Origin of the sequence: Streptomyces sp. NRRL S-118 (assembly GCF_000716335.1) — a bacterium.
Lineage (GTDB): Bacteria > Actinomycetota > Actinomycetes > Streptomycetales > Streptomycetaceae > Streptomyces.
Genome location: NZ_KL591002.1, coordinates 664804 through 687903, shown reverse-complemented (window position 1 = coordinate 687903; position 23100 = coordinate 664804). Strand labels below are relative to the sequence as shown.

Annotated in this window: 18 protein-coding genes; 8 read left to right on the top strand and 10 right to left on the bottom strand. The window is 72.8% G+C overall.

What is annotated here, in order from left to right:
- Positions 1-489: 489 nt before the first annotated feature.
- The 3 genes from IH00_RS0106540 to IH00_RS0106530 form a co-directional block, all read right to left on the bottom strand.
- A complete protein-coding gene (locus tag IH00_RS0106540) occupies positions 490-870 on the bottom strand; it encodes a PIN domain-containing protein (protein ID WP_107064409.1) in 381 nt (126 codons plus the stop codon).
- Complete coding sequence (locus IH00_RS0106535; RefSeq protein ID WP_031070550.1) at positions 870-1160, bottom strand: DUF1778 domain-containing protein; 291 nt, start codon at positions 1158-1160, stop codon at positions 870-872. The genes IH00_RS0106540 and IH00_RS0106535 overlap by 1 nt, the downstream gene beginning before the upstream one ends.
- A 62-nt stretch (positions 1161-1222) precedes the next feature.
- The gene (locus tag IH00_RS0106530) at positions 1223-2320 is read right to left on the bottom strand and encodes a mechanosensitive ion channel family protein (RefSeq protein WP_031070547.1); all 1098 of its coding nucleotides are present in this window, start codon (positions 2318-2320) and stop codon (positions 1223-1225) included.
- A 237-nt stretch (positions 2321-2557) separates the two neighbouring features.
- Here IH00_RS0106530 and IH00_RS0106525 point away from each other — a divergent pair, with 237 nt between their 5' ends.
- Positions 2558-3094, top strand: a complete 537-nt coding sequence (locus IH00_RS0106525; protein ID WP_031070546.1) for an HNH endonuclease — start codon at positions 2558-2560, stop codon at positions 3092-3094.
- A 332-nt stretch (positions 3095-3426) separates the two neighbouring features.
- On the opposite strand, the gene IH00_RS0106520 is transcribed toward IH00_RS0106525, so the two are convergent.
- Positions 3427-6405 (bottom strand): glycoside hydrolase family 84 protein, encoded by a 2979-nt coding sequence (locus tag IH00_RS0106520; protein WP_031070544.1) that lies wholly within the window; start codon positions 6403-6405, stop codon positions 3427-3429.
- A gap of 283 nt (positions 6406-6688) precedes the next feature.
- On the opposite strand from IH00_RS0106520, the gene IH00_RS0106515 reads away from it, so the two are divergent.
- From IH00_RS0106515 to IH00_RS0106505, 3 genes are read left to right on the top strand one after another with little or no spacing between them, the layout of a single operon-like run.
- Complete coding sequence (locus IH00_RS0106515) at positions 6689-6934, top strand: hypothetical protein (protein ID WP_031070542.1); 246 nt, start codon at positions 6689-6691, stop codon at positions 6932-6934.
- Positions 6935-9073 carry a 4-alpha-glucanotransferase gene (gene malQ, locus IH00_RS0106510; RefSeq protein WP_031070541.1) on the top strand — a complete coding sequence of 713 codons (2139 nt, stop codon included), beginning with the start codon at positions 6935-6937 and terminating at the stop codon, positions 9071-9073. It begins immediately after the preceding gene.
- Positions 9074-9093: 20 nt separating this feature from the next.
- Positions 9094-9324 (top strand): hypothetical protein, encoded by a 231-nt coding sequence (locus IH00_RS0106505; protein WP_031070539.1) that lies wholly within the window; start codon positions 9094-9096, stop codon positions 9322-9324.
- Positions 9325-9469: 145 nt separating this feature from the next.
- Here the strand turns inward: IH00_RS0106505 and IH00_RS0106500 are convergent, their stop codons facing one another.
- A complete protein-coding gene (locus IH00_RS0106500) occupies positions 9470-10027 on the bottom strand; it encodes a MarR family winged helix-turn-helix transcriptional regulator (RefSeq protein WP_078887573.1) in 558 nt (185 codons plus the stop codon).
- A 107-nt stretch (positions 10028-10134) separates the two neighbouring features.
- Here IH00_RS0106500 and IH00_RS0106495 point away from each other — a divergent pair, with 107 nt between their 5' ends.
- Together IH00_RS0106495 and IH00_RS0106490 are read left to right on the top strand one after the other, a co-directional pair.
- Positions 10135-11070, top strand: coding sequence for an EamA family transporter (locus IH00_RS0106495; protein ID WP_031070535.1), 936 nt, complete (start codon positions 10135-10137; stop codon positions 11068-11070).
- Between the two features lie 50 nt (positions 11071-11120).
- On the top strand, positions 11121-12053 hold the full coding sequence (locus IH00_RS0106490) for a DMT family transporter (protein ID WP_078887572.1): 933 nt from the start codon (positions 11121-11123) through the stop codon (positions 12051-12053).
- 299 nt (positions 12054-12352) lie between these two features.
- Here IH00_RS0106490 and IH00_RS38800 read toward each other — a convergent pair whose 3' ends face one another.
- Positions 12353-12934 carry a peptidase inhibitor family I36 protein gene (locus IH00_RS38800; protein WP_107064408.1) on the bottom strand — a complete coding sequence of 194 codons (582 nt, stop codon included), beginning with the start codon at positions 12932-12934 and terminating at the stop codon, positions 12353-12355.
- Between the two features lie 226 nt (positions 12935-13160).
- On the opposite strand from IH00_RS38800, the gene IH00_RS0106480 reads away from it, so the two are divergent.
- Positions 13161-14063 carry a LysR family transcriptional regulator gene (locus IH00_RS0106480; protein ID WP_031070529.1) on the top strand — a complete coding sequence of 301 codons (903 nt, stop codon included), beginning with the start codon at positions 13161-13163 and terminating at the stop codon, positions 14061-14063.
- 78 nt (positions 14064-14141) lie between these two features.
- Here IH00_RS0106480 and IH00_RS0106475 read toward each other — a convergent pair whose 3' ends face one another.
- On the bottom strand, positions 14142-14783 hold the full coding sequence (locus IH00_RS0106475; protein ID WP_031070527.1) for a TetR/AcrR family transcriptional regulator: 642 nt from the start codon (positions 14781-14783) through the stop codon (positions 14142-14144).
- Positions 14784-14922: 139 nt separating this feature from the next.
- Between IH00_RS0106475 and wrbA the strand changes: the two genes are divergently transcribed.
- A complete protein-coding gene (gene wrbA / locus IH00_RS0106470; RefSeq protein ID WP_031070525.1) occupies positions 14923-15528 on the top strand; it encodes an NAD(P)H:quinone oxidoreductase in 606 nt (201 codons plus the stop codon).
- A 317-nt stretch (positions 15529-15845) separates the two neighbouring features.
- Here the strand turns inward: wrbA and pepN are convergent, their stop codons facing one another.
- The 3 genes from pepN to IH00_RS0106455 form a co-directional block, all read right to left on the bottom strand.
- The gene (gene pepN / locus IH00_RS0106465) at positions 15846-18428 is read right to left on the bottom strand and encodes an aminopeptidase N (protein WP_031070523.1); all 2583 of its coding nucleotides are present in this window, start codon (positions 18426-18428) and stop codon (positions 15846-15848) included.
- A gap of 107 nt (positions 18429-18535) precedes the next feature.
- Positions 18536-19552 carry an aspartate-semialdehyde dehydrogenase gene (locus IH00_RS0106460; RefSeq protein WP_031070521.1) on the bottom strand — a complete coding sequence of 339 codons (1017 nt, stop codon included), beginning with the start codon at positions 19550-19552 and terminating at the stop codon, positions 18536-18538.
- 165 nt (positions 19553-19717) lie between these two features.
- Positions 19718-23035: a S8 family serine peptidase gene (locus tag IH00_RS0106455; protein ID WP_031070520.1), complete on the bottom strand. Its 3318-nt coding sequence runs from the start codon at positions 23033-23035 to the stop codon at positions 19718-19720.
- Positions 23036-23100: the final 65 nt, after the last annotated feature.

Sequence of the window (23100 nt, the reverse complement as noted above, 5' to 3'; positions counted from 1 at the left end):
ATGTTCATCGGGCTATCAGGGTGTGCCTCCCTGGAAGATTCGAGCGCTAAGGTTCCCAAGGCCGAAGTGCGTGACGCAGAATTTGTGATGCGAAGCTGGAGTGGCCCTAAAGATTCTCTGTTGATCTTGCGGGAGGGGGGTGCGTTTACGTCCGAGAGACTTTTTGGGGAGTACTATGGATGCTCCGCTGACTCGCCAGTTGTTGGCGTCAAGAGCGGCGAAGGTACATGGAGTGCCAGGGATAGTGAAGGTACGACCGCAGTTTTCTTGAAATTTGCAGACCGGTGCACCTTGACTCTATGGCTAGGGAAATTCGAGGGTGAGACGGTCCTTTGGAATAATGCGGAAGTTGATGATCGGCTCGTCATGCTTAAGTAGCGTGCATTGCACTGCCGGGCTCCATGTAACAACGATGATAATTCGAGATGAGATGTGCCCGCATCCACGGTGCGACCATTGCCGCCAAGGTGGCGATATTGCTCCGGAAGTTCAGACCGTGAACAACCGCAGCCTCACGCCCAGCGAATCCGCCAGGTGCGTCAGGTCCTCCGGGTCGCTCGTGACCACCGGGGCCTGGTGCTGGACCGCCAGGGACACCACGATCGCGTCCACGACGTCCGACGTGCGGGACGCGGCGCAGGCGACGCCCGCCGCGCGGCCGAGGCGTTCGGTGTCCGGGATGATGTCGCAGCCTTTGAGGGCGCGGGAGATGCCGTGCTGCGGGCCGCCCCTCCAGGCCTGAGCGAGGACGACCACGGGAACCAGCGGGCGGATACGGGCCGCGGTCAGTTCGTCGTGGAGGGCCAGGAAGTCAGGACGGCGGCGCTCGGCGGCCACCAGGGCGCCGGTGTCGTAGACGATCGCGGGCACTAGCCGGCCGCCCGCCATTCCTGGTTTTCGTCGAGGAGGCCGGTTTCCACGAGGAAGTCCCGGGCTCGCCGCCGGGACTCCTTCGGCAGCGCCCCGTGCTCGCTCTCGTACTCGGCCACCAGCTCACGGGCGGCTGCTCGGGCCTCGGCGTGCAGTGCCGCGACGTGCGCCTTCTCCACGGCCGCTTCGGCCAGCCAGGCGGAGACCGGCTTGCCTTCCTCGGCCGCCGCGGCCTTGATCGTCTCCTCGACTTCGGGAGGGACGGAGATGGACAGCTTCCGTGCGGTCATGCCACTCACCGTAGCGCGCGGTAGGAACGTATTCCTACCGCATGCGCTCTATGGAGTGAGAACTACTTCGTCAGGTTCGGCGCCGGCTGCTGCGACGGAGCCGGAGCCGGGGCCGTCGGGGTCAGCGGGGTCGCCGCCGCCGACTGCGGCGAGGTCGTGTTGGCGAAGGCCGACGGCGGCGCCATGCCCGCCGTCGGGTCCGGCTTCGGCTCGTCGTCGGCCTGCTGCGGCAGGCCGCCCACGATGCGGATGCCCTCCTCGTCGAAGGCCCGCTTGATGCGCCAGCGCAGCTCGCGCTCCACGCCCAGGGACTTGCCCGGCATGGTCTTGGCCGAGAGGCGGACCGTCATCGAGTCGAGCAGCACCTCGTTGAGGCCCAGGACCTCGACCTGGCCCCACAGGCGCTCGTTCCAGGGCTCCTCCTTGGCCATGGCCTCGCCCGCCGCGGTGATCACGGCGCGGATGTGGTCCAGGTCCTCCGAGGGGCGCACCGTGACGTCGACCGTCGCCGTCGACCAGCCCTGGCTCAGGTTGCCGATCCGCTTGATCTCGCCGTTGCGGACGTACCAGATCTCACCGTTGTCGCCGCGCAGCTTCGTCACCCGCAGGCCCACCTCGATCACCTCGCCCGAGGCGACGCCCGCGTCGACGGAGTCCCCGACGCCGTACTGGTCCTCCAGGATCATGAAAACGCCGGACAGGAAGTCCGTGACCAGGTTGCGCGCGCCGAAACCGATCGCGACACCCGCCACACCCGCCGAGGCGAGCAGCGGGGCCAGGTCGATGTTGAAGGCGCCGAGGATCATCAGCCCCGCGGTGCCGAGGATCAGGAACGACGCGACCGACCTCAGGACCGAGCCGATCGCCTCCGAGCGCTGGCGGCGGCGCTCCGCGTTGACCAGCAGGCCGCCGAGCGCCGTGCCCTCGACCGCCTGGGCGCTGCGGTTCATGCGCTCTATGAGCTTCGTCAGCGCCCGGCGGACCAGCATCCGCAGGACGAAGGCGACCACCAGGATCAGCAGGATGCGCAGCCCGGTGTTCAGCCAGGTGGACCAGTTCTCCTCGACCCAGCCCGCGGCCTCGTTGGCCTGCTTCGCAGCCTCGTCGAGCGACACCGGCGCGGGTGTGGGGTCGGCAGCCAGTACGGCGGACCAGTGCACGGTGGGGTACCTCCAGGCATGAAGAGCAGACAAAACAATCTAACGGGACAACGAGGGGGGTCCGTTGCCATGTTCGAGGGAGAGGTATGTCTCACCTGGGGATGACAAGAGGGTGTGGTCGAAAACACTCCGAGCCCGTTACCGGTACGTGGTGGCGCTTCGACCTGGCATGAGGAGAGACTGAGAGCAGATCGTCCCGGCGCGAGCCACGCGCCGCCGGCGTACAAGGAGGCATCCGTGCCGCATGTCCTGGTCCTCAACGCGTCGTACGAGCCCCTCGGCGTCGTACCGCTCCGCCGCGCGCTCGTCCTCGTCCTCGAGAACAAGGCCATATGCCTCGAGGAGTCCGGCGCCTTCCTGCACAGCGCGACCCGTGCCATGGCGGCACCCAGTGTCGTCCGCCTCAAGCGGTTCGTCCGGGTCCCCTACCGGGGGCCCGTTCCTCTGACCCGCAAGGCCCTCTTCGCCCGCGACGGGGGGCGTTGCATGTACTGCGGTGGCGTCGCAACCAGCGTCGACCACGTCATTCCGCGCAGCCGCGGCGGGAAGCACGCCTGGGAGAACGTGGTGGCCGCCTGCCGGCGCTGCAACCACGTCAAGGCCGACCGGCACCTGCGGGAGCTCGGCTGGCGGCTCCACCAGCAACCCGCCCCGCCCTCCGGCCTGGCCTGGCGCATCATCGGGACCGGCCATAGGGACCCGCGCTGGCTGCCCTACCTGCAGCCGTACGGCGCTGACGACGCCATGGCCCGGATCGACGGCATCTCCGCCTGATGCCCACGGTCCGGGCCTTTGCGTTGCCCCGGGATCCCGTTGCCCCGGGGCCCCGGGCAACGGAACCCTGCGTGACCCCGCGGGCGGCGGTCCGTGACCTGTGACCCGTGTCGTCGCCCGTGGTCCGTGACCCGTGCCGCGGTCCGCAGTCCGTGACCCGTGCCGTGGCCGGTGCGCCCGTGGCACGGGGGCCGGGGTCCGTGAACCGTGCCGTTGCCCGTGACCCGTGCCGCGGTCCGTGTCCGCTGCCGGGCCTCCGTGCCCGGTGACGCGTCCGGGCCGCGTGCCGCCCCGGCGTCCGCGCCGCTCCGGGCCCCGGCGCGGGCGGACGCCTACGGCGTGACCGCGTACGCCTCCACCCCGAAGAGCGAGATGCCGAACCGCGTCGCGCGCTCGTCCCCCTGCACGCGCAGGAACCGGGTGCCCGGGGCGTCCATGCGGACCGTCTCGCGGCCCCCCTTGCCGTCCCGGACGGTCGCCGCCGTGCGCCAGGTGCGGCCGTCCGCCGACACCTGGATGCGGTACTTCGCCGCGTACGCGTCCTGCCAGTGCAGCACCACCTGGCCGAGGCGGACGGGCCGCGGCAGCTCCGCCTGCCACCAGGCGCCGTCCTCCGCGGGCGACGACCAGCGGGTCCCCGGGTCGCCGTCGTTCGCGGCCGCCGCCGGGAAGTCGGGGGTCTCGTCGCCGGAGGACGACGCCGTCGCCGTACGGGCCAGGTCGGGGCCGGCGGTCGCCGGGTAGGCGCGCACGGTCAGGGTGCGCTCCTCGCCGGCGAAGGACACCGTTACGCGGTACTCGCCCGCGGGTGTGTCCTTCGGGACGGTGATCGCGACCGGCACGGTGGCCGCCGTGCCGCGCGGGACGGTCGTCCGCTTCGGGACGGTGACCTTCAGGCCCTTGGGCGCCCTGGCCGTGAGCGCGCCGCGCACCTCGCCCGGGCGCTGCGCGGACAGCACGACGTCCACCCGCTGCGGGGCGCCGCCGATCACCGCGTCCGTCTCCGTGCGTCCGAGCTCCAGCCGGGCCTGCGGCTCGTCGGCGAACCACGGCACCAGGGCCCGGACGTCCACCGGGGCGCCGGTCCAGGTGACGCGGACGGCGTCCGCGCGCAGGCCCCGCGCCGCGGCCTGCGTCCAGCCCGTCGGCGACAGGGCGCCCAGGCGCCGCCAGCCCTCACCCGGTACGTGCACCTCGACGCCGCCGTCCGCCGCCCCGGTCGCCGGGCCGTCCGCCGGACCGCCCGCCGCCGCCGGCACCGCCATCGCGGTCACCGCCTCCAGGGACCGCGGCCGGTCCAGGTGCACCGTGTACGCCGTCGGCCCGCGCCGGGCGGTGCCCGCGTCGCGTGACGCGCCCGTCCACGCCGCCCCCTCCGTGACGGCCCGTTCCAGGAACGGGTCCAGCACGCCGCGGCCGACCTTCACGGAGCCGGCCCGCAGCGCGGTACGCAGCGGCTCCAGCTCCAGGGACGCGCGCCACGCGGCCGCGCCGTCGCCCCGCGACTGGGCCTGGAGCATGTCCACGGCGGCCTCTCCGGCGCGGCCGTACCGCGCGAGCTGCTCCAGCCAGGGCCGCACCTCGTCGTCCAGCCGGCCCTCCGCCGCGCCGGCCAGCCGCTGCGGGGCCTCGCGCATCACCGTGAAGGCGGCGCGCAGCTCCCGGGCCGCCCGGTCCCGGGCCGCCGCGTCCGGTGTGGCGCGCGTACGCCAGAAGGCACCGAGCAGGGGGCGCAGGTAGGCGGACTCCTCCGGGCTGAGGATGGAGGAGGCGTCGTTCCCGGCGAGAGCGGCGAGCGCCTCGCGGGTGTGCGCGTCACCGCCCGCCAGGTCGTCGATCGCCGCCCGCCACGATTCCTGGGCGCGGTAGCCCTTGGGGTTCCAGGCGAAGTCGGCGGCGGTGAAGAGCGGGATGCGGGAAGCGGCGGCCTGCTCCATGGCGTTGGCCAGCAGCACCGCCGACCCGGCCGCGACAGCCGGCTCCCGGCCGGTGTACGGGCCGAGGAAGATACGGTCCTGCGCGTAGTCGTTGACCGGGTAGTTGTCCATGGTGACGAGCGGGTGCTGCTTGAACGCGTCGCGCGCACCGGCCAGTTCACGGCCGGTGATCGTGCGCGGCACCACCCCGACACCCGTCCACGCGACCTGCACGCGCGGGTCCAGCTCGGCGGCGAGCGCCGAACGGTACTCGGTGGCCCCGTCCTGGTAGTACTCGGTCGGCATCAGCGACAGCGGCTCGGCGTCCGGGTGCCGGTCGGCGAGGTGGCGCGCCAGTCCGGTCGCCACGCGCGCGTGCGCCCGGGCGGCGGACGCGGGGCCGGAGCCGAAGGTGTCGGCGTCCCGGGAGCAGTGCCACTCGTCGTAGCTGGCGTCCTGGAACTGCAGCTGGAAGGCGCGCACCCCGAGCGCGTACATCGCGTCGACCTTGCGCTTGAGCGCCTTGACGTCGTCCTCCGAGGCCAGGCACATCGACTGCGCGGGCGCCACCGCCCAGGCGAGCGTCACGTGGTTGCGCCGGGCGCGCTCGGCGAGCTCGCGGAACTCGGTGCGCTGCGCCGCCGGGTAGGCGTCACGCCACTGAGCCTGGCGGTACGGGTCGTCACCGGGCGCGTAGAGGTACCGGTTCTGCTTGGTGCGGCCCATGAAGTCGAGTTGCGCGAGGCGCTGCGCGTGGCTCCAGGGCTGTCCGTAGAAACCTTCCGCCATGCCGCGTACGGCGGTGCCCGGCCAGTCGCGTACGACGACGCCCGGCACGGCCTTGCCGCCTCCCGCGGTCGCCGTTATGAGCTGGCGCAGCGTCTGCACGGCGTGGAAGAGGCCGTCCTCGCCGACGCCGTCCACGGCGACGGTGTCCCGGTCGGCGTACCGGCCGGTCGCGATGCGGTAGCCGCCGGACGGCAGATCGGCGCGTTCGGGCGCCCGCAGAGCGCGCAGCGCGTTCTGCGCGCCGGGTCCGCCCATCAGCACAACCGGTCCGCGGCCGGTGACGCCCGGCCCGGTGTGGACCGTGCGCACGCCCGCCCCGCGCAGCACGTCCTCGACGGCGCGCACGGCGTACGGATCGGAGCCCTCGCCCGCGACGACGGTCACGTCCGCGCCGAGCGGTATCGCGGCCCCCGCCGGACGCAGGGACTGGGGGCGCGGCCACACGGCGGGCAGCGGCGCGGCGTCGCGGCCGGGGTCGGGCACGGCGGTGGAGGGGGAGCCGGGGTTGCCGGGAGCGGCGAGCGCACCCGGGGCGCCGCCCAGCAGGCCACCGATCACGGCGACCGCGACGGCGGTGGCGGTCCGCTTCCTGCGCCCGAACTGCACGCGCGTCTCCCCTCGTCCTTCGTCGTTCCGCGAGTAGCTTTGCCGGTGGCTGGACCGGACGGTTTCGAGCCCACCACCCCCTCGCTGGAGGTGTCAATGTGCGTGGCCGTTGTGTCGTATTTGCCTACCGGGGTAGGAGCCGTGGCCCAACTCCCGCCCCCGGGGGGCCCTGTGACGCACGCCACGTAGGGCGGATGCGTCGGCGTGCGCTGGGTAGGGCTGCTGTGTCCCCTGTTCAGCGGTGCCCCATACCGGCACCGCCCGCACCCCCGAGGAGGCCACCGTGGCCGCATCCGCCCAGCTCCTGATGTCCGCCCTCTCCAAACAGGTCCCGGGCCCGGCACCCGCCCCCGCCGGTCCCCTCATGAGCGAGCCGCCGTTCGCCGGCTCCACGCCCCTCACCAGCGAGCCGCCGCTCGCCGACGCCACCCCGCTGACCAGCGAACCCGCCCTCACCGACTTCACCCCCCTCACCAGCGAGCCGACCGCGCACCGCACGGCCGGCGGACCGGAGTCCCCAGGAGCCTGAATGACCCTTGCCCGGCTCGCCGCGCTGCACGGTGTCGCCACCGCGTACTCCCCGTCCGCGGGCGTCACCGTCCCGGTCCCCGACGCCACGGTGGTCGAGGTCCTCGCCGCCCTGGACGTCGATGCCGCCACCCCGGAGGCGATCCGCGTCTCCCTGGCGGCCGTCGAGGAGACGTGCGCACGGCGGCTGCTCCCGCCGACGCTGGTGCTGTGGAAGGACGTCGCACCACGCCTGCCACGCCCCCTCGTGACGCTCCCGCCGGGCACCGCCCTGCGGCTCACCACCGAGGACGGCGTCACCCGGGAGCCGGGCGACTGGGCGGCGCTGCCGCTCGGGGTCCACCGGCTTCAGGCGCGCGCGGGCGACGGCCGCACCGCGCACTGCACGCTCGTCGTGGCCCCCGCCCGCGTGCCGCAGCCCCCCGCCCGCGGCTACGGCCTGCTGGTGCAGCTGTACTCGCTGCTGTCCTCGCGCTCCTGGGGCATGGGCGACCTGGGCGACCTGCGCGAGCTGGCGGACTGGGCCGGGCGGGCGCTCGGCGCCGGCTTCGTGCAGGTCAACCCGCTGCACGCGGCCGTGCCGGGCACGCCCACCGACCCTTCCCCGTACCGGCCCTCCTCACGGCGCTTCCCCGACCCGGTACACCTGCGCGTCGAGGACGTCCCCGAGTACGCGTACGCGTCCGCCCACCTGACGGCCGAGGACCGCGCCGAGCTCGACGCGCTCGTCGCCCGCGCCGGCGAGCTGCGCGAGAAGGTGCTCCGCAAGGGCGAGCTGATCGACCGGGACGCGGTGTGGGTGCTCAAGCGCCGGGCCCTGGAGCTGCTGTGCGCCGTGCCGCTCGGCCCCGGCCGCCACGCCTCCCTGCGAGGCTTCCGGGCCGCGCAGGGGCAGGCGCTGGAGGACCACGCCACCTGGTGCGCGCTGGTCGAGCGGTACGGTTCCGACCGGTCCCAGTGGCCGGCCGACCTGCGCGACCCGCGGTCCGCCGCCACCGCGCGGGAGCGGGAGGAGCTCGCCGACCGGATCGACTTCCACTGCCGGCTCGCCTGGCTCACCGACGAACAGCTCGGCGCCGCCGCGCGGGCCGCCCGGGAAGCGGGCATGGACGTCGGGATCGTCCACGACCTCGCGGTCGGCGTGCACCCGGACGGCGCCGACGCCTGGGCGCAGGCGGACGCGTTCGCCGCCGGCATGTCGGTGGGCGCCCCGCCGGACGCCTTCAACGCGCGCGGCCAGGACTGGGGCCTGCCGCCCTGGCGTCCCGACGCGCTCGCCGCCTCCGGCTACACGCCCTACCGGGACCTGCTGCGCGGGCTGTTGCGGCACGCGGGCGCCCTGCGCATCGACCATGTGATGGGCCTGTTCCGGCTGTGGTGGGTGCCCGAGGGCCGCGAGCCCACCGAGGGCACGTACGTCCGGTACGACGCCGACGCCATGCTCGCCGTCCTCGCCCTGGAGGCGCACCGCGCCGGCGCCGTGGTGATCGGCGAGGACCTCGGGACGGTGGAGCCCGGCGTCCGGGAGGCCCTGCAGCGCCGCGGCGTCCTCGGCACGTCCGTGCTGTGGTTCGAACGCGACTGGGAGGGCGACCGCAGGCCGCTGCCCCCGGAGAGCTGGCGCGCGGACTGCGTGGCCACCGCCACGACCCACGACCTGCCGTCCACGGCCGCCCGCCTGACCGGGGAGCACGTGGAGCTGCGCCACCGGCTGGGCCTGCTCACCGGGCCGCTGGAGCAGGAGCGGGCCGAGGACGCGAGGGACGCCGCCGAGTGGCTGGCCTACCTGGAGGAACTGCGGCTCCTCCCGGTCGGAGGCCCGCGCGACGAGGAGGCGGAGATCCGCGCCTTCTACCGCTTCCTGCGGCGCACGCCCGCGCGGATGGCCGGGGTGTGGCTGCCCGACGCGGTGGGCGACCGGCGCCCGCAGAACCTGCCCGGGACCTGGGACCAGTACCCGAACTGGCGGCTGCCCATCGCCGACGCCGAGGGCCGGCCGGTCAGCCTGGAGGAGCTGGCCGCCTCGCCCCGGCTGCACGCCCTGATGGCGGAGCTGCGCGCGCCCGCGGCGCCCCCGGAGCCGGCGGCGGAACCGGATGCGGAGCCCCCTATGGGACCCCCGGGCGCGCGGCGTCCTTAGGCGTTCGCTAGGTTTGCACCGTGGACAAGAAGAACGCCCTGCGCGCCGGCGCCGTCGCGGCCGGTACGACGCTGATGATGCTGCTCATGTCGTCCCCCGCGCTCGCACTCGTCCGGGACGACGGCGACGACCCGGGCAGCGGCCTGAGCGTGGCCGAGACGCTGGGCCTGTTCGTCGGTGCCCCCATCCTGCTGTTCCTGGTCATCGCCGGGCTGGTGATGGTGCTCGACAAGTCCAGGAAGCAGAGCTAGGGACCACGCCGCCTTCTCTTCCGTAGGCGCTGCACAGCGGGATGCCGCTGTGTGGCGCCTACGTGCGTTCCGCCCCTCGCCGCGTCCGGGCCGATCCGCGTGCCGCATGCCGGGCGCCAGGGGGCCGGGAGTCAGGGGCCGGGCGCTACGCGCCCGTGGCCGCGAGGAGCTTGCGCAGCAGCGCCGACAACTGCTGCGCCTCGGTCTCGTCCAGGGCCGCTTCCAGGGCCGCCCGCTGGACCGCGAGCCCGGCCGCCACGGCCTCGTCCACCAGCTCGCGGCCCCGCTCCGTGAGCGTCACCCGCAGGCCGCGCCGGTCGTGGGGGTCGGGGCTGCGGACCAGCAACCCGGCCCGCTCCAGCTTGTCCAGACGGCCCGTCATGCCGCCGGTCGTCAGCATCAGCGTCGCCGACAGCTCCCGCGGGGAGAGCGTGTACGGCTCTCCCGAGCGCCGCAGCGTCGCCAGGACGTCGAACTCGCCACGAGCGACGCCGTGGGGCGCGTACGCCTTGTCCGTACGGGTCGCCATCGCGTGACCGAGCCGGTAGATGCGCCCGAAGACGGCCATCGGGAGGGTGTCGAGGTCCGGGCGTACCACCGCCCACTGTGCGGTGATCGCGTCGACCGGGTCGGGGGTGACCGGGTCCGGTGCGGCCGGGTCCTGTTCCCGGGGACGGGGCGCGGGGCGGGGTGTCGAGGTCATGGCCGCAGTCTCCCTTCACCGATCGGGGAGGAGCAAGAAAGATACTTGCAAGTAAGTAGCTTAGCGCTAAGCTACTTATTGCTGAGCTAAATGGAGGGGGAACACCGATGTCCCGCAAGGCCGCCGTCGTCACGCTGACCGCGCTGGCTCCCGTCTCCTGGGGGTCCACCTATGTCGTCGCCACCGAGCTGCTGCCGCCCGACCGGCCCTTGTTCACCGGGCTGATGCGGGCACTGCCCGCCGGTCTGGCCCTGCTTGCCATCACCCGGAAGCTGCCGCGCGGAGCCTGGTGGTGGAAATCGGCGGCGCTGGGGGCCCTGAACATCGGGGCGTTCTTCCCGCTGCTGTTCCTCGCCGCCTACCGCCTTCCTGGCGGGGTCGCGGCCGTCGTCGGCTCGGTCGGCCCGCTCTTCGTCGTCGGACTCGCCGCGCTCCTGCTGGGCGAGCGGCCCACCGTGCGCTCGCTGCTCGCTGCCGTCGCCGCCGCGTTCGGCGTGAGCCTCGTGGTCCTGAAGGCCGGGGCCGCCTTCGATCTCGTCGGGGTGCTCGCGGGACTCGCCTCCGCCGCGTCGATGTCGGCGGGCACGGTGCTGACCAAGCGGTGGGGCCGCCCCCGCGGGGTCGGGCCGCTCGCCATGACCGGCTGGCAACTGAGCGCCGGCGGGCTGCTGATCGCCCCCGTCGCCCTGCTGGTGGAGGGCGCGCCGCCGGCTCTCGACGCGCGGGGTGCTGCCGGGTACGCCTACCTCGCGCTCGCCAACACGGCCGTCGCGTACTGGTTGTGGTTCCGCGGTATCGAGCGGCTGACGGCGACCGCCGTGACGCTCCTCGGCCCGCTCTCGCCCCTCACGGCGGCCGTCCTCGGGTGGGTCCTGCTCGGTCAGGCGCTGGGCCCGGTGCAGCTGCTCGGTATGGCCCTCGCCTTCGGGGCGACGCTCGCCGGACAGCGGTCCCCGGATCCTCGTCCGCGAACGTTCAGCTCCACTGAAAGGAAGGCTCAGGAAGTTTCGATGGACCTGGACGGAGCGCCGGTGCGACGGTAGGGGCGACCGCACGGAACGCGCCGGAGAGCGCGTACGCAGGAGGGACTCCCGTGGCAGTTGTGGCCCGTGTCCGGATCGACCCCGAGAGGACGGCGATCGCGAAGAGGCGGGGACTGGTGCCCGGCCTCGGCCTCCTCCTCGCGGCCGTCGCGACGCTCGTCTGGTCCGGCAGCTTCGTCACCTCCCGGGCCCTGCACGACTCCGTGCCGCCCGTCCAGGCCGCCTTCTGGCGCTGGATCGTCGCCGTCCTCGCCGTCGCACCCTTCGCCGCCGGCGCCGCCTGGCGCCAGCGCCGCGCCCTGCGCCGGCATTTCGGCTTCGTGTCCCTCGCCGCGCTGCTCGGCGTCACCGTCTACAACACCCTCGTCAACCAGGCCGGCACGACCACCTCCGCGGGCACCATGGGCATGGTCATGGCGGCCTCCCCGGTCCTGATGGCGGTGTACGAGCGCCTCGGCGGCGCCCGGCTCGGCCCGCGCCGGGCGGCCGGCATGCTGATCGCCTGCGCCGGAGTCGTGCTGCTGGTCGGCAGGGGCTCCCCGGGGACGGACTTCGCCGCCGGCGACCTCTGGATCGTGGCGGCGGCCGTGTGCTTCGCCTCGTACAGCGCCCTGCTCAAGCGGCGGCCCGTGGAACTCGGCGGGCCGGCCTTCCTCCTGGCGACCTTCGTGCTGGGGGCGGTGATGCTGCTGCCGGCGTACGGCATCAGTCTCGTGGTGCAGGGCGGCTTCGAGGTGGCGGCGGGCACGGTGGCGCCGCTGGTGTACGTCGGGGTCTTCTCCTCGGCGCTCGCTTTCTTCGCCTGGAACAAGGCCGTCTCCCTGATCGGCGCGGCGCGGGCGGGAGCCGTGTACTACCTCCAGCCGGTGTGCGTGGCGCTGCTGTCGTGGCTGCTGATCGACGAGGCGATGGGGGCGCTGCAGGTGGTGTGCATGGCGCTGATCCTGGGCGGCGTGGTGCTCGCGGCGAGCCGGAGCAGGTGAGGGCCCCGGCGATGTGAGGGCCCCGGCGATGTGAGGGTCCCAGCGATGTGAGGGCCTCGTCCGCCGGGGGTCGGCCGGCGGAGGAGGCCTCACATGCCCGGGGAGGCGGGGAGGCCGGGACTCGGGGTGCGGGGTGCGGGGACGGGGGGCCGAGAGGTGCGGGAGCTGACGGAGGTGCGGGACGCGGGGGACGCGCGTGCCCGCCGTGCCGGGGAGGCCGGGCGGGCCGGGGGACACGATGCCTTGGAGGCGGAGGCGGAGGCGGAGGCGGAAGCTGAGGCGGTGGGACGGTGGAGGGGTCAGCAGTTGACGACGTACCAGACCGGGTCCCAGTTGTGGCGGGAGCTCGCCGAGTACGCACCCGGGGTGGTGTGGATGGTGTTCCGGTTTCGGTCGAGGAACCTGGCCCGCGTCCCCGGCGTCTGGTTGTTGATCCAGGACCCGTCACCGGTCCAGTTCTCCAGGGTGTACGTGGCGCACCGGTAGAGGTTGAACTGCGCGCCGGTGAAGTCGGGCCCGGTGAACATGCAGAAGTTCTGGGCCGGGCAGTCGGCGCGGGCCTGGCGTGCGCCGGGGAGCGGCAGCACGATCTCGCCCATGCCTGCGACCGCGACCCGGTTGAGAGCCACCTGGATTCCGCCCTGCCGGGCGACGTAGTGGTCCACCTGCCGCTGGAGTTCCTCCGCTTCGTCGTCGTCCAGACCCGCCTCCTCCGCTGCGGCGGTGAAGCCGGGGTGGCGGCCGTGGGAGTGGCCCGGGTGGGCGAGGGCGGGGTCGGGGAGGGTGGTCGCGGCGGCAGCCGGAGCGGCCGGCCCGATCGCTGCGGTGGCCGTGAGTGCCAGGACCGCGAACAACGCCGCGGTCACCTTGCGCAATGCCATGCGGATTCCCCCCTGCGGATCTTTCAGGACGAAAGCCCGTCGAACGGCCGCCGCGTCCGCGGTGGTCGTGACTCCGAGTGTCCAAGTCCCCGGGAGTGCCGGGCAACCGGATCCGCCTGCGGTGTCCGGTGGACGCCAAAGACCCTCCAGCGTGCCGACTGGCCGGAAAAATCCTTGTGTTGGGCCTCACAAGCCCTCCCGCGGGCCGGCGGATAGGTTGCGTGGCATGACCGAGTGGGACATCAAGAAGCTCCGGATCCTGCGCACACTCCGCGATCGCGGCACGGTGACCGCGACGGCCGAGGCGCTGCTGATGACCCCCTCGGCCGTCTCCCAGCAGCTGGCCAACCTCTCCAGGCAGCTGGGCGTGCGGCTGCTGGAGGCGCAGGGGCGCCGGGTGCGGCTCACCGACGCCGCCCACCTGGTGCTGCGCCACGCCGAAGAGGTCTTCGCCCAGTTGGAGCGCGCGGACGCAGAACTGACGGGGTATCTCCGGGGCGAGGCGGGCGAGGTGCGCGTCGGGGCGTTCTCCACCGCCGTGCCGGCCCTCGTCGTGCCGGCGGTGCTGCGGTTGCGCACCGCTCACCCGGCCCTGGAGGTGCGGGTGCGGGAGGCGGAGGCGGCCGAGGCGTACGAGCTGCTGTCCGCCGGCGCGGTGGACCTCGCGCTGTCGCTGGCCGCGCACGCACCGACCGTCCGGGACCCCGGCTTCACCCGGGTGCCGTTGCTCGCAGACCCGCTGGACGTGGCCCTGCCTGCGGGACACCCGCTCGCGGGCGCCCCCGGGCTGCGGCTGGCCGACCTGTCGGGGGAGCGGTGGATCTTCGGGGGCAGTGGTCCCTGGTCGGAGATCACCACGGCGGCGTGCGAGGCAGCCGGCTTCCTGCCCGAACAGGCGCACTCGGCGGCCGGGTGGACGGCGATCCTGGCGATGGTGGAGGCGGGCATGGGGGTCGCCCTGGTGCCCCGCATGGCGGCCGCGGAGCGGTCCACGGGGGTGGTGATGCGGGTCCTGGAGGCCGACCAGCCGCGCCGCCACGTGATCGCCGCGGTCCGGCGCGGCTCGGAATCCGCCCCGGCGGTCGCCCGCGTACTGACGGCCCTGCGCGAGGCCGCCTCCCTGCGGTAGTCGGGGCCGGACGGCCGGGTAGCCCGGTGGCCGGGTATCCGGATGTCCGGGCTGCCGACGGCAGCGGGGCCGTCCGCGTCAGGGTGCCGGCCGCGCCAGGCCCAGCAGGAGTTCGTCGGTGGCCGCCTTGACGGCGTCGAGCGCGCGGGCGTCGGCGCGGGTGAGGTGGTGCATCAGGCTCGGCATGAACGGGGCCAGCAGCATGTGGGCCAGCAGCGCGGCGTCCGCGCCCGGGCGGATGCGGCCCACCAGCATCGCCGTGTGCATGTGCATGGTCGTGTAGGCGCCGCTGTCGTACCGCGCGAGCGGCGCCGCGGTCTCCGCCGCGAGCATCATGTCCTGCTGCTCGGCGACCCGGTCGGCCAGCGCGTGCAGGAAGGCGCGGAGGCGCTCGATGGGCGGAGCGCCGGGCCCGAGCGGCGGAGGCCCGGCCATGAAGTCTTCCTGGAACCGCTTCTCGCGTTCGTCGAGCAGGGCCAGCAGCAGCCGGGCGACGTCCCCGAAGCGCCGGTAGACCGTGCCGACGCCGATACCGGTGGCGTGCGCGACCGCGTTCATGGTCAGCGCCCCGGGGCCCTTCTCGGCGACGATCGCGGCGGCGGCCTCGAGGATCCGGCGGCGGTTGTCCGCGGCGTCCGCGCGCTCCGGCCGCTCACTCACGGACCGGTCCGCGAGCGGCAGGTCGATGCGTTGCGGGGGGCGCGGCGGCGTCGGACTCATGCCTCCGAGCATAGCCCCCGGAGCGGAAAGCTATCCGGTTAGCTCCACCCACCCTCTTGCTATCCGGATTCCTATCCGGTTAACTCGGGGTCGCAAGCGGATAAGAATCCGCTTCGAGGTCTTGATGAAGGGTTGTGTCATGGCACCGAAGATCGCCGTCGTCTACTACTCCTCCACCGGCAACGTCCACCAGCTCGCCCTCGCGGTGGCGGAAGGTGCCGAGAAGGCCGGTGCCGAGGTCCGGCTCCGCCGTGTTCCCGAGCTCGCCCCCGACGCGGCCATCGACTCCAACCCCGCCTGGCGCGAGCACGTCGAGGCGACCCGGGACGTGGAGACCGCCACCCTGGACGACCTGGCGTGGGCCGACGGGTACGCCTTCGGCACGCCGACGCGGTTCGGCAACGTCTCCGCCCAGCTGAAGCAGTTCCTCGACTCCACCGGGGGTCTGTGGCAGCAGGGCGCCTTCGTCGACAAGCCCGTCACCGGCTTCGTCAGCGCCGCCAACACCCACGGCGGCAACGAGTCCACGCTGCTCGCGCTCTACAACACGATGCACCACTGGGGCTCGCTCATCGTCCCGCCCGGCTTCACCGACCCGGTGGTCTACGCGGCCGGCGGCAACCCCTACGGCACCGCCCACCCCTCGGCCGCCGGAGCCCCCGGCGAGAACGTGCTGAGTGCCGCCCGCCACCAGGGCCGGCGGCTCGCCACCATCACCGGCCGCCTCCTCAGGGCCGCGGCCTGACCCCACGCCTCCCGGCGCGGCGTCGACGGCGAGCACCCTGCTCCACCCGGGCGACCACGACCGGCCGATCGGCCGCCTCGACGCCTTCCCCGACGGGGCATCGCCCGCATGCGCCCGCACGGCTCCCGCATCGCCCGCACGCGCCCGCACGGCTCCCGCATGCGCCCGCACGGCTCCCGCATCGCCGGAGGCGCGGCACGGCTCCCGCACCGCCGGAGGCGCGGCACGGCTCCGCGCCCGGTGCGCCGCGCCCTGAAAGCCGGCGAAGGGGCGCCCCACGGGGGAGGGCGCCCCTTCGGTTCACTCGCGAAGAGCCGTCACGCGTCCGCGCCCGCAGCCGCGTCCGCGGCCTGGGCCTTCAGGGCGCGTTCCACGCCAGACCGGGACTCCGAGACCAGGCGGCGCAGCGCCGCGTTGGGCTCGGCGCTCCCGAGCCACGCGTCCGTCGCGTCCAGGGTCTCCTGGGAGACCTGGACCGCCGGGTACAGACCGACCGCGATCTGCTGCGCCATCTCGTAGGACCGGGACTCCCACACGCCCTTCACGGCAGCGAAGAACTTCTCCGTGTACGGGGCGAGCAGCTCGCGCTGGTCCGTCTGCACGAACCCGCCGATCACCGCCTCCTGCACGGCGTTGGGGAGCTTGTCGGACTCCACGACCGAGGCCCACGCCTCGGCCTTGGCCTCCGGCGTCGGACGCGCCGCCCGGGCCGTGGCCGCGTGCCGCTCACCCGCCGCGGTCCGGTCGCGCTCGTGCTCCGCCGCGATCTCCGGCTCGTCGTACACGCCCGTCGCCGCCAGCCGCTCAACGAACGTCCAGCGCAGCTCGGCGTCGACGACCAGGCCCTCGATCGCCTCCCGGCCCTCCAGCAGCGCGGCCAGCAGGTCGAGCTGCTGCGGCGTGCGCGCGGTCGCGGCGAAGGCCCGCGCCCAGGCGAGCTGGTGGTCGCTGCCCGGCTCCGCGGTCCGCAGGTGGGTCAGCGTCGCCTCGGTCCAGCGCGCCAGGCCCGCCTCGCGCCACCCGGGCGCCGCGTACAGGTCGAGGGCCAGCTTCACCTGGCGGTGCAGCGACTGCACCACGCCGATGTCCGACTCCTTCGCGATGCCCGACAGCACCAGCTCCAGGTAGTCGCGCGTGGCCATCTCGCCGTCCCGGGTCATGTCCCAGGCCGACGCCCAGCACAGCGCGCGCGGCAGGGACTCCGTGAAGTCGCCCAGGTGCTGGGCGACGACCTTCAGGGAGTCCTCGTCGAGGCGCACCTTCGCATACGACAGGTCGTCGTCGTTCAGGAGCACCACGGCCGGGCGGGCGCGGCCCTCCAGCTGCGGCACGGCGGTCAGCTCATCCGCCTGGATGTCCATCTCGATCCGGTCCGTACGGACCAGCTTGCCGTCCTGGAGGTCGTACAGGCCGATCGCGATGCGGTGCGGGCGCAGCACCGGCTCGCCCTTCGCGCCGGCCGGCAGCGCCGGGGCCTCCTGCCGCACCGCGAACGAGGTGATGACCCCGTCCCCGTCGACCTCGATGCCCGGCCGCAGCACGTTGATGCCGGCCGTCTCCAGCCACGCCTTCGACCACGTCCTCAGGTCGCGTCCGGAGGTCTCCTCCAGCGCCCCCAGCAGGTCGCTCAGGCGCGTGTTGCCGAACGCGTGCCGCTTGAAGTACGCCTGCACACCGCGGAAGAACTCGTCCTCGCCGACGTACGCCACCAGCTGCTTGAGCACGGACGCGCCCTTGGCGTAGGTGATGCCGTCGAAGTTGACCAGCACGTCGTCCAGGTCGCGGATCTCGGCCATGATCGGGTGCGTCGACGGGAGCTGGTCCTGCCGGTACGCCCAGGTCTTCATCGAGTTCGCGAACGTGGTCCACGAGTGCGGCCAGCGCGAGCCGGGCGCGGCGGCCTGGCAGGCGATCGAGGTGTAGGTGGCGAACGACTCGTTCAGCCACAGGTCGTTCCACCACTCCATGGTGACGAGGTCGCCGAACCACATGTGGGCGAGCTCGTGCAGGATGGTCTCGGCGCGCGTCTCGTACGCCGCGTCCGTCACCTTCGAGCGGAAGACGTACTGGTCGCGGATGGTCACCGCGCCCGCGTTCTCCATCGCGCCGGCGTTGAACTCCGGCACGAACAGCTGGTCGTACTTGGCGAACGGGTACGCGTAGTCGAACTTCTCCTGGAACCAGTCGAAGCCCTGACGGGTCACCTCGAAGATCGCGTCCGCGTCCAGGTACTCGGCGAGCGAGGGACGGCAGTAGATGCCCAGCGGCACGACCTGCCCACCCGTGCCCTCGTAGGTGCTGTGCACGGCGTGGTACGGGCCGACGATCAGGGCCGTGACGTACGTCGACATGCGCGGCGTCGGCTCGAAGGCCCAGACGTCGTCCTTCGGCTCCGGCGTCGGCGAGTTCGAGATGACGGTCCAGCCGGCCGGCGCCTTCACGGTGAACCGGAAGGTGGCCTTCAGGTCCGGCTGCTCGAAGCTGGCGAACACGCGGCGCGCGTCCGGCACCTCGAACTGGGTGTACAGGTAGGCCTGGTCGTCGACCGGGTCGACGAACTTGTGCAGGCCCTCGCCGGTGTTCGTGTACGCGCAGTCCGCGACGACCGTCAGCTCGTTGCGGCCCTGCTTCAGGTGCTTGAGCGCGATCCGCGAGTCCCGGAAGACGGCAGCGACGTCCAGCGCGTGACCGTTCAGGACGACCCGGTGCACGGCCGGCGCCACCAGGTCGATGAAGGTCTCCGCACCTTCCTCGGCGGAATCGAAGCGCACGGTGGTCACGGACCGGTAGGTGCCGCCCTCCTGCGCGCCACTGAGATCGAGGTCGATCTCGTACGAGTCCACGGTCAGCAGCTCCGCCCGCCGCTGGGCCTCTTCACGGGTCAGGTTCGTGCCAGGCACCCGGTCATCTCCTCGTTGTGTGACGTTTCCGGTCATCCTTCCACGGACACCGAAGGGCCGCCCCACGGTTGTCGCGGGGCGGCCCTTCGTGGCGTTCTGCGCCGGTGTCAGCCGTTCAGCTCGGCCGCGACCAGCTCGGCGATCTGCACCGCGTTCAGCGCGGCGCCCTTGCGGAGGTTGTCGTTGGAGACGAACAGGGCGAGGCCGTTGTCGACGGTCTCGTCGGCCCGGATCCGGCCCACGTACGAGGCGTCCTTGCCGGCCGCCTGGAGCGGGGTGGGGATCTCGGAGAGCTCGACGCCCTCCGCGTCCTTCAGCAGCTCGTACGCGCGCTCGACGCTGATCGGGCACTCGAAGCGGGCGTTGATCTGGAGGGAGTGGCCGGAGAAGACCGGGACGCGCACACAGGTGCCGGAGACCTTCAGGCCGGGGATCTCCAGGATCTTGCGGGACTCGTTGCGGAGCTTCTGCTCCTCGTCCGTCTCGAAGGAGCCGTCCTCGACGATCGAGCCGGCCAGCGGCAGCACGTTGAAGGCGATGGGGCGCTTGTAGACGCCGGGCTCGGGGTACGTGACGGCCTCACCGTCGTGGGTCAGCTCGGTCGCCCGCTCGGCGACGGCCTTGACCTGGCCGTCCAGCTCGGCGACGCCCGCCAGCCCGGAGCCGGAGACGGCCTGGTAGGTGGTGGCGACCAGGGCGGTCAGGACCGCCTCCTGGTGGAGCGGCTTCAGCACCGGCATGGCCGCCATGGTGGTGCAGTTCGGGTTGGCGATGATGCCCTTGGGACGGTCCTTGACCGCGTGCGGGTTCACCTCGGAGACGACCAGCGGCACCTCGGGGTCCCGGCGCCAGGCGGACGAGTTGTCGATCACCACGGCGCCCTGGGAGGCGACCTTCTCGGCGAGGGCCCGGGAGGTGGCGCCGCCGGCGGAGAAGAGCACGATGTCCAGGCCCGTGTAGTCGGCCGTGGAGGCGTCCTCGACGGTCACGCCGTCCAGGAGCGTGCCCGCGGACCGTGCGGAGGCGAACAGCCGCAGCTCGTCGACCGGGAAGTTCCGCTCGGCAAGGATCCTGCGCATGACCGTGCCGACCTGACCGGTGGCTCCGACGATTCCTACCTTCACGGGGACTCCTCCGTACGTGCTTGCGGCCCTGGTGCCGCTCCATGATGCGTCTGTCCACGCCCGCCTTGTCCAATTCATTGTCCGCGACGTGAGAAGGCGCACCACCGGCACGCGAAAGGCGGGCGTCCGTCCGGACGCCCGCCCTCACTCACCGCGTACGGGGTGTTACGGCGTGACCTTCTCGATCACGACGCTGCCGGTGCCGGCGGCCGTGCCGCGGGCGTTCAGCAGGGACACCTCGCCGAAGAACCGCCGGCCCTCGGGAGCGGCGCCGTTCACCAGCACCTCCGCCGTGACCTGCGCGGACGCGCCGTTCGCCAGCTGCACGGGCCGGGTCTCGTCGACCTTGACCGTGCCGAGCGCGGACGAGAAGTACACGTCCTTGTAGTCGTACGTGGTCGACCCGGCCGGCACCGCGTAACCGTCGACGACGATCGTGTACGTGCCGGGCGCCGGCTTGACCAGGGAGACGCTCTCCTCGGAGTCGCCGTCCGCCGACTGGCCGACCTGCTTGCCGTCCTTGAGGACGGTCAGGTCCAGGTCCGCGCCCTTGTCGGAAGTGTTGCCGATGGCGACGTCGAGGCGCTCGACGCCCTCACCGACGGTCACGGTGCTGGTCTGCTGCTCGTGGTTCTTGATCGTCGGAGCGGCGACCTTGGCGGAGCCCAGCGGGCCGCCCTTCAGCTTGCCCTCCAGGGCGGCGAACCCGTTGGTGACCTTCCACTCGACGGGGGCCGGGGTGCCGGCCTTCGCCTCGGCGACGGTCTTGACGGCCGGGTCGAAGGAGGCACCCAGCAGCGTCACACCCAGCTTGAACGGGTTGTCCAGGTCGGGCGACGTACGGCGCGACTCGACCTCGATCTCCCAGACGCCCGGCTGCGGGTCGGTGTACGAGCGCAGGTCGGGGCGGCAGGTGTTCGCCGGGTTGTAGTGCGGGTAGCAGACGCTGGACGCGGTGTCCTCGACGGCCACGCCGTACGGGTGGACGGCGATGAACCGGGTCTGGCTCTTCTCCTTCAGCCCGCCGAGCGTGACCTCCAGCGACTTGGCGCCCTCGGGCACGGTCACGAAGTACGACTTCGAGAGGTTGCGCTGCACCGAGCCCTTCGCCGTGTACGTGAAGGACGGCTTGGCGAGCTCCTGGGAGGCGACCACCGTGGCGAGGATCTGCTTGTCGACGCCCTCGGTGTCCTCGTCGTCGGCCTCCAGGATCGCGCTGTGCACACCGGCGGAGAGCGGCTTGGCCGTCACCTTGACGGTGACCGGCTCGTTCAGCGGCAGCACCACGGCGCCCGAGCCGATGAGGTCGAAGGTGCCGTCGTTGTACTTCCAGTCCAGCTCGTGCCGGACGGGACGGTCCGGGCCGCTGGTGCGGGTGATCGTGACGTCGTACGTCTTCTTCTGCTTGACCTTCAGGCCGCCCTCGCGGTCGTACAGGCCGGTGCCGAAGCCGGGGGTCTTCAGCGCGAAGTCGATCGCGGTGTCGACGGGCGCCTTGACCGCGTACTCGTGGGCGGTGGCGCCCTCGCGGATCGCCTTCCACGCGCCGACGACGTTCATCAGGCCGGAGCCCTGCTCGTGCGCCGCCATCCCGCTGATCTTCTTGGCGGTGCTGGTCAGCGCGGTGCGCAGATCGGCCGGCGGGAGGTCGATGTTCTTCTGCTTCGCGGCCGACAGCAGCAGCGCGCTCGCGCCCGCCGCCTGCGGCGAGGACATCGAGGTGCCGTTGAGCATGCCGTAACCGGCGGGCAGCTTGTAACCGGCCTCCGCGACCGGCGCGCCGGGCAGCCAGGTCTGGATGGTGTTGATGGCCGAGCCCGGAGCCGAGATGGTCGGGACGAAGCCGCCGTCCTCACGCGGGCCGCGCGAGGAGAAGTTGAACATCGCGTACGGCCTCTCGACCTCGGAGCCGTAGTTGGCGGCCCAGGTCTCCTTGGAGATCGCGGCACCGACGGAGATGACCTTGTCGGCCAGAGCGGGGTCGCCGATGGTGTTGGTGCCCGGGCCCTCGTTGCCCGCCGAGATGACCAGCTGGACGCCGTACTGGTCGATGAGGCGGGTGTAGAGCTCGGCGCGGGCGTTGTTGCCGTCGTTGAGGGCCGGCAGGCCGCCGATGGACATGTTGACGATGTCCACGCCGCGGTTGATGACCAGGTCGGCCATGCCCTCGGTGAGCGCCACGTTGGTGCAGCCGCCGCTCCAGGAGCAGGCGCGCGAGGAGACCAGCTTGGCGCCGGGCGCCGCGCCGTTCATCTTCCCGCCGAACAGGCCGTTGGCGGCGGTGATGCCCGCGACGTGCGTGCCGTGCTCGGACTCGATGATGCCGACGTTGACGAAGTCGGCCTTCTTGCCGACCCAGGTCCCGCCCAGCGGGTCCATGGGGACGTCCTTGCGGATCTCGATGACGAACGGGATCCGCTCGGCGACCTCGGTGGACGGGTTGTCCGTGCCGAACCAGCCGATCTGGTGGCCGTCCTTGTACGGCTTCATCGGCGTGTCGTCGGTGAAGTCGTTGTTGCCGTTCAGGTCGACGCGGACGGTGCCCGCCTCGGGGTCGTACAGCAGGCCCCAGACGTCGGTGGTGTCGCCGTCGCGGTTGACGTCGCCCTTCATGTCCCCGTTGGCGGTGATCGCCTCGGAGAACCGGCTGAAGTGGTACTTCCCGGCGGGCGCCGTCCAGGTGCGGCTGGCCGCCGTGAAGGCGGGCCCGTCGACCGGGGTGATCTGGGCGCGCCAGGTGCCGTCGCTGTCGGTGATCGGGTCGGTGGCCGTCACCCAGTCGACGATCTTGCGCTCGCCCGTGCTGGTCTTCTGCAGCGCGGGGTGGCCCAGGTCGACACCGGAGTCCATGATGCCGATCGTCACGCCGCGGCCGTCGAACTTCGGGTTCTTCTTGACGAAGTCGACCGCGCCCGTCTCGAAGGACGGGTTGTACGGGTTCTTCGCGGGCGTCGAGGCGTCGGGGCCCGGGTACGCGGCCGCCGTGGCGGTCCCCTCCGCGCCCTGCGCCCGGTCGGCGGACGGCCTCGGGTCGTCCAGCTCGATCTCGTGCCTGAGGTCGATGCCGTGGACGCTCGACAGGTCGGCCGCCGCGTCGAGGGCGGCCTCCGCCCGCGCGGTCGGCAGGGTGGCCCGCACGTAACCGAGCTTGTCGTACGTCCTGCCGACGGACGCGCCCTGGACCGCGTCCAGTTGGGCGGCGACCTGCTCGGTCGCGCCGGGGGCGGTCGCGACCATGACGGTCACCGTCTTGTCGCCGCGGTGCTCCGCCTCGGCGAGCAGGTCGGCGTCGTCCGCGCCGAGCTTGTCGGTCGCCGCCTTGACCGGTGCGGTGCCTGCCGGGTCGTCGGCGGCGAACACCGGAGCGGTGCCGGCCGCGACCAGCGCGGCCACCAGGCCGGCGGCGGCGACGACGCGCGCCGTCCGTCTGTGGCCGGGGGTCGGGCTCCCTGGTATGGAGCCCTGGGATTCGAGGGTGGTCATCAGCATCCCTGTATGTGAAAGAGAGGGTCCGGTATGTGGTGCCGGATGACCGCTCACCCTTTCGT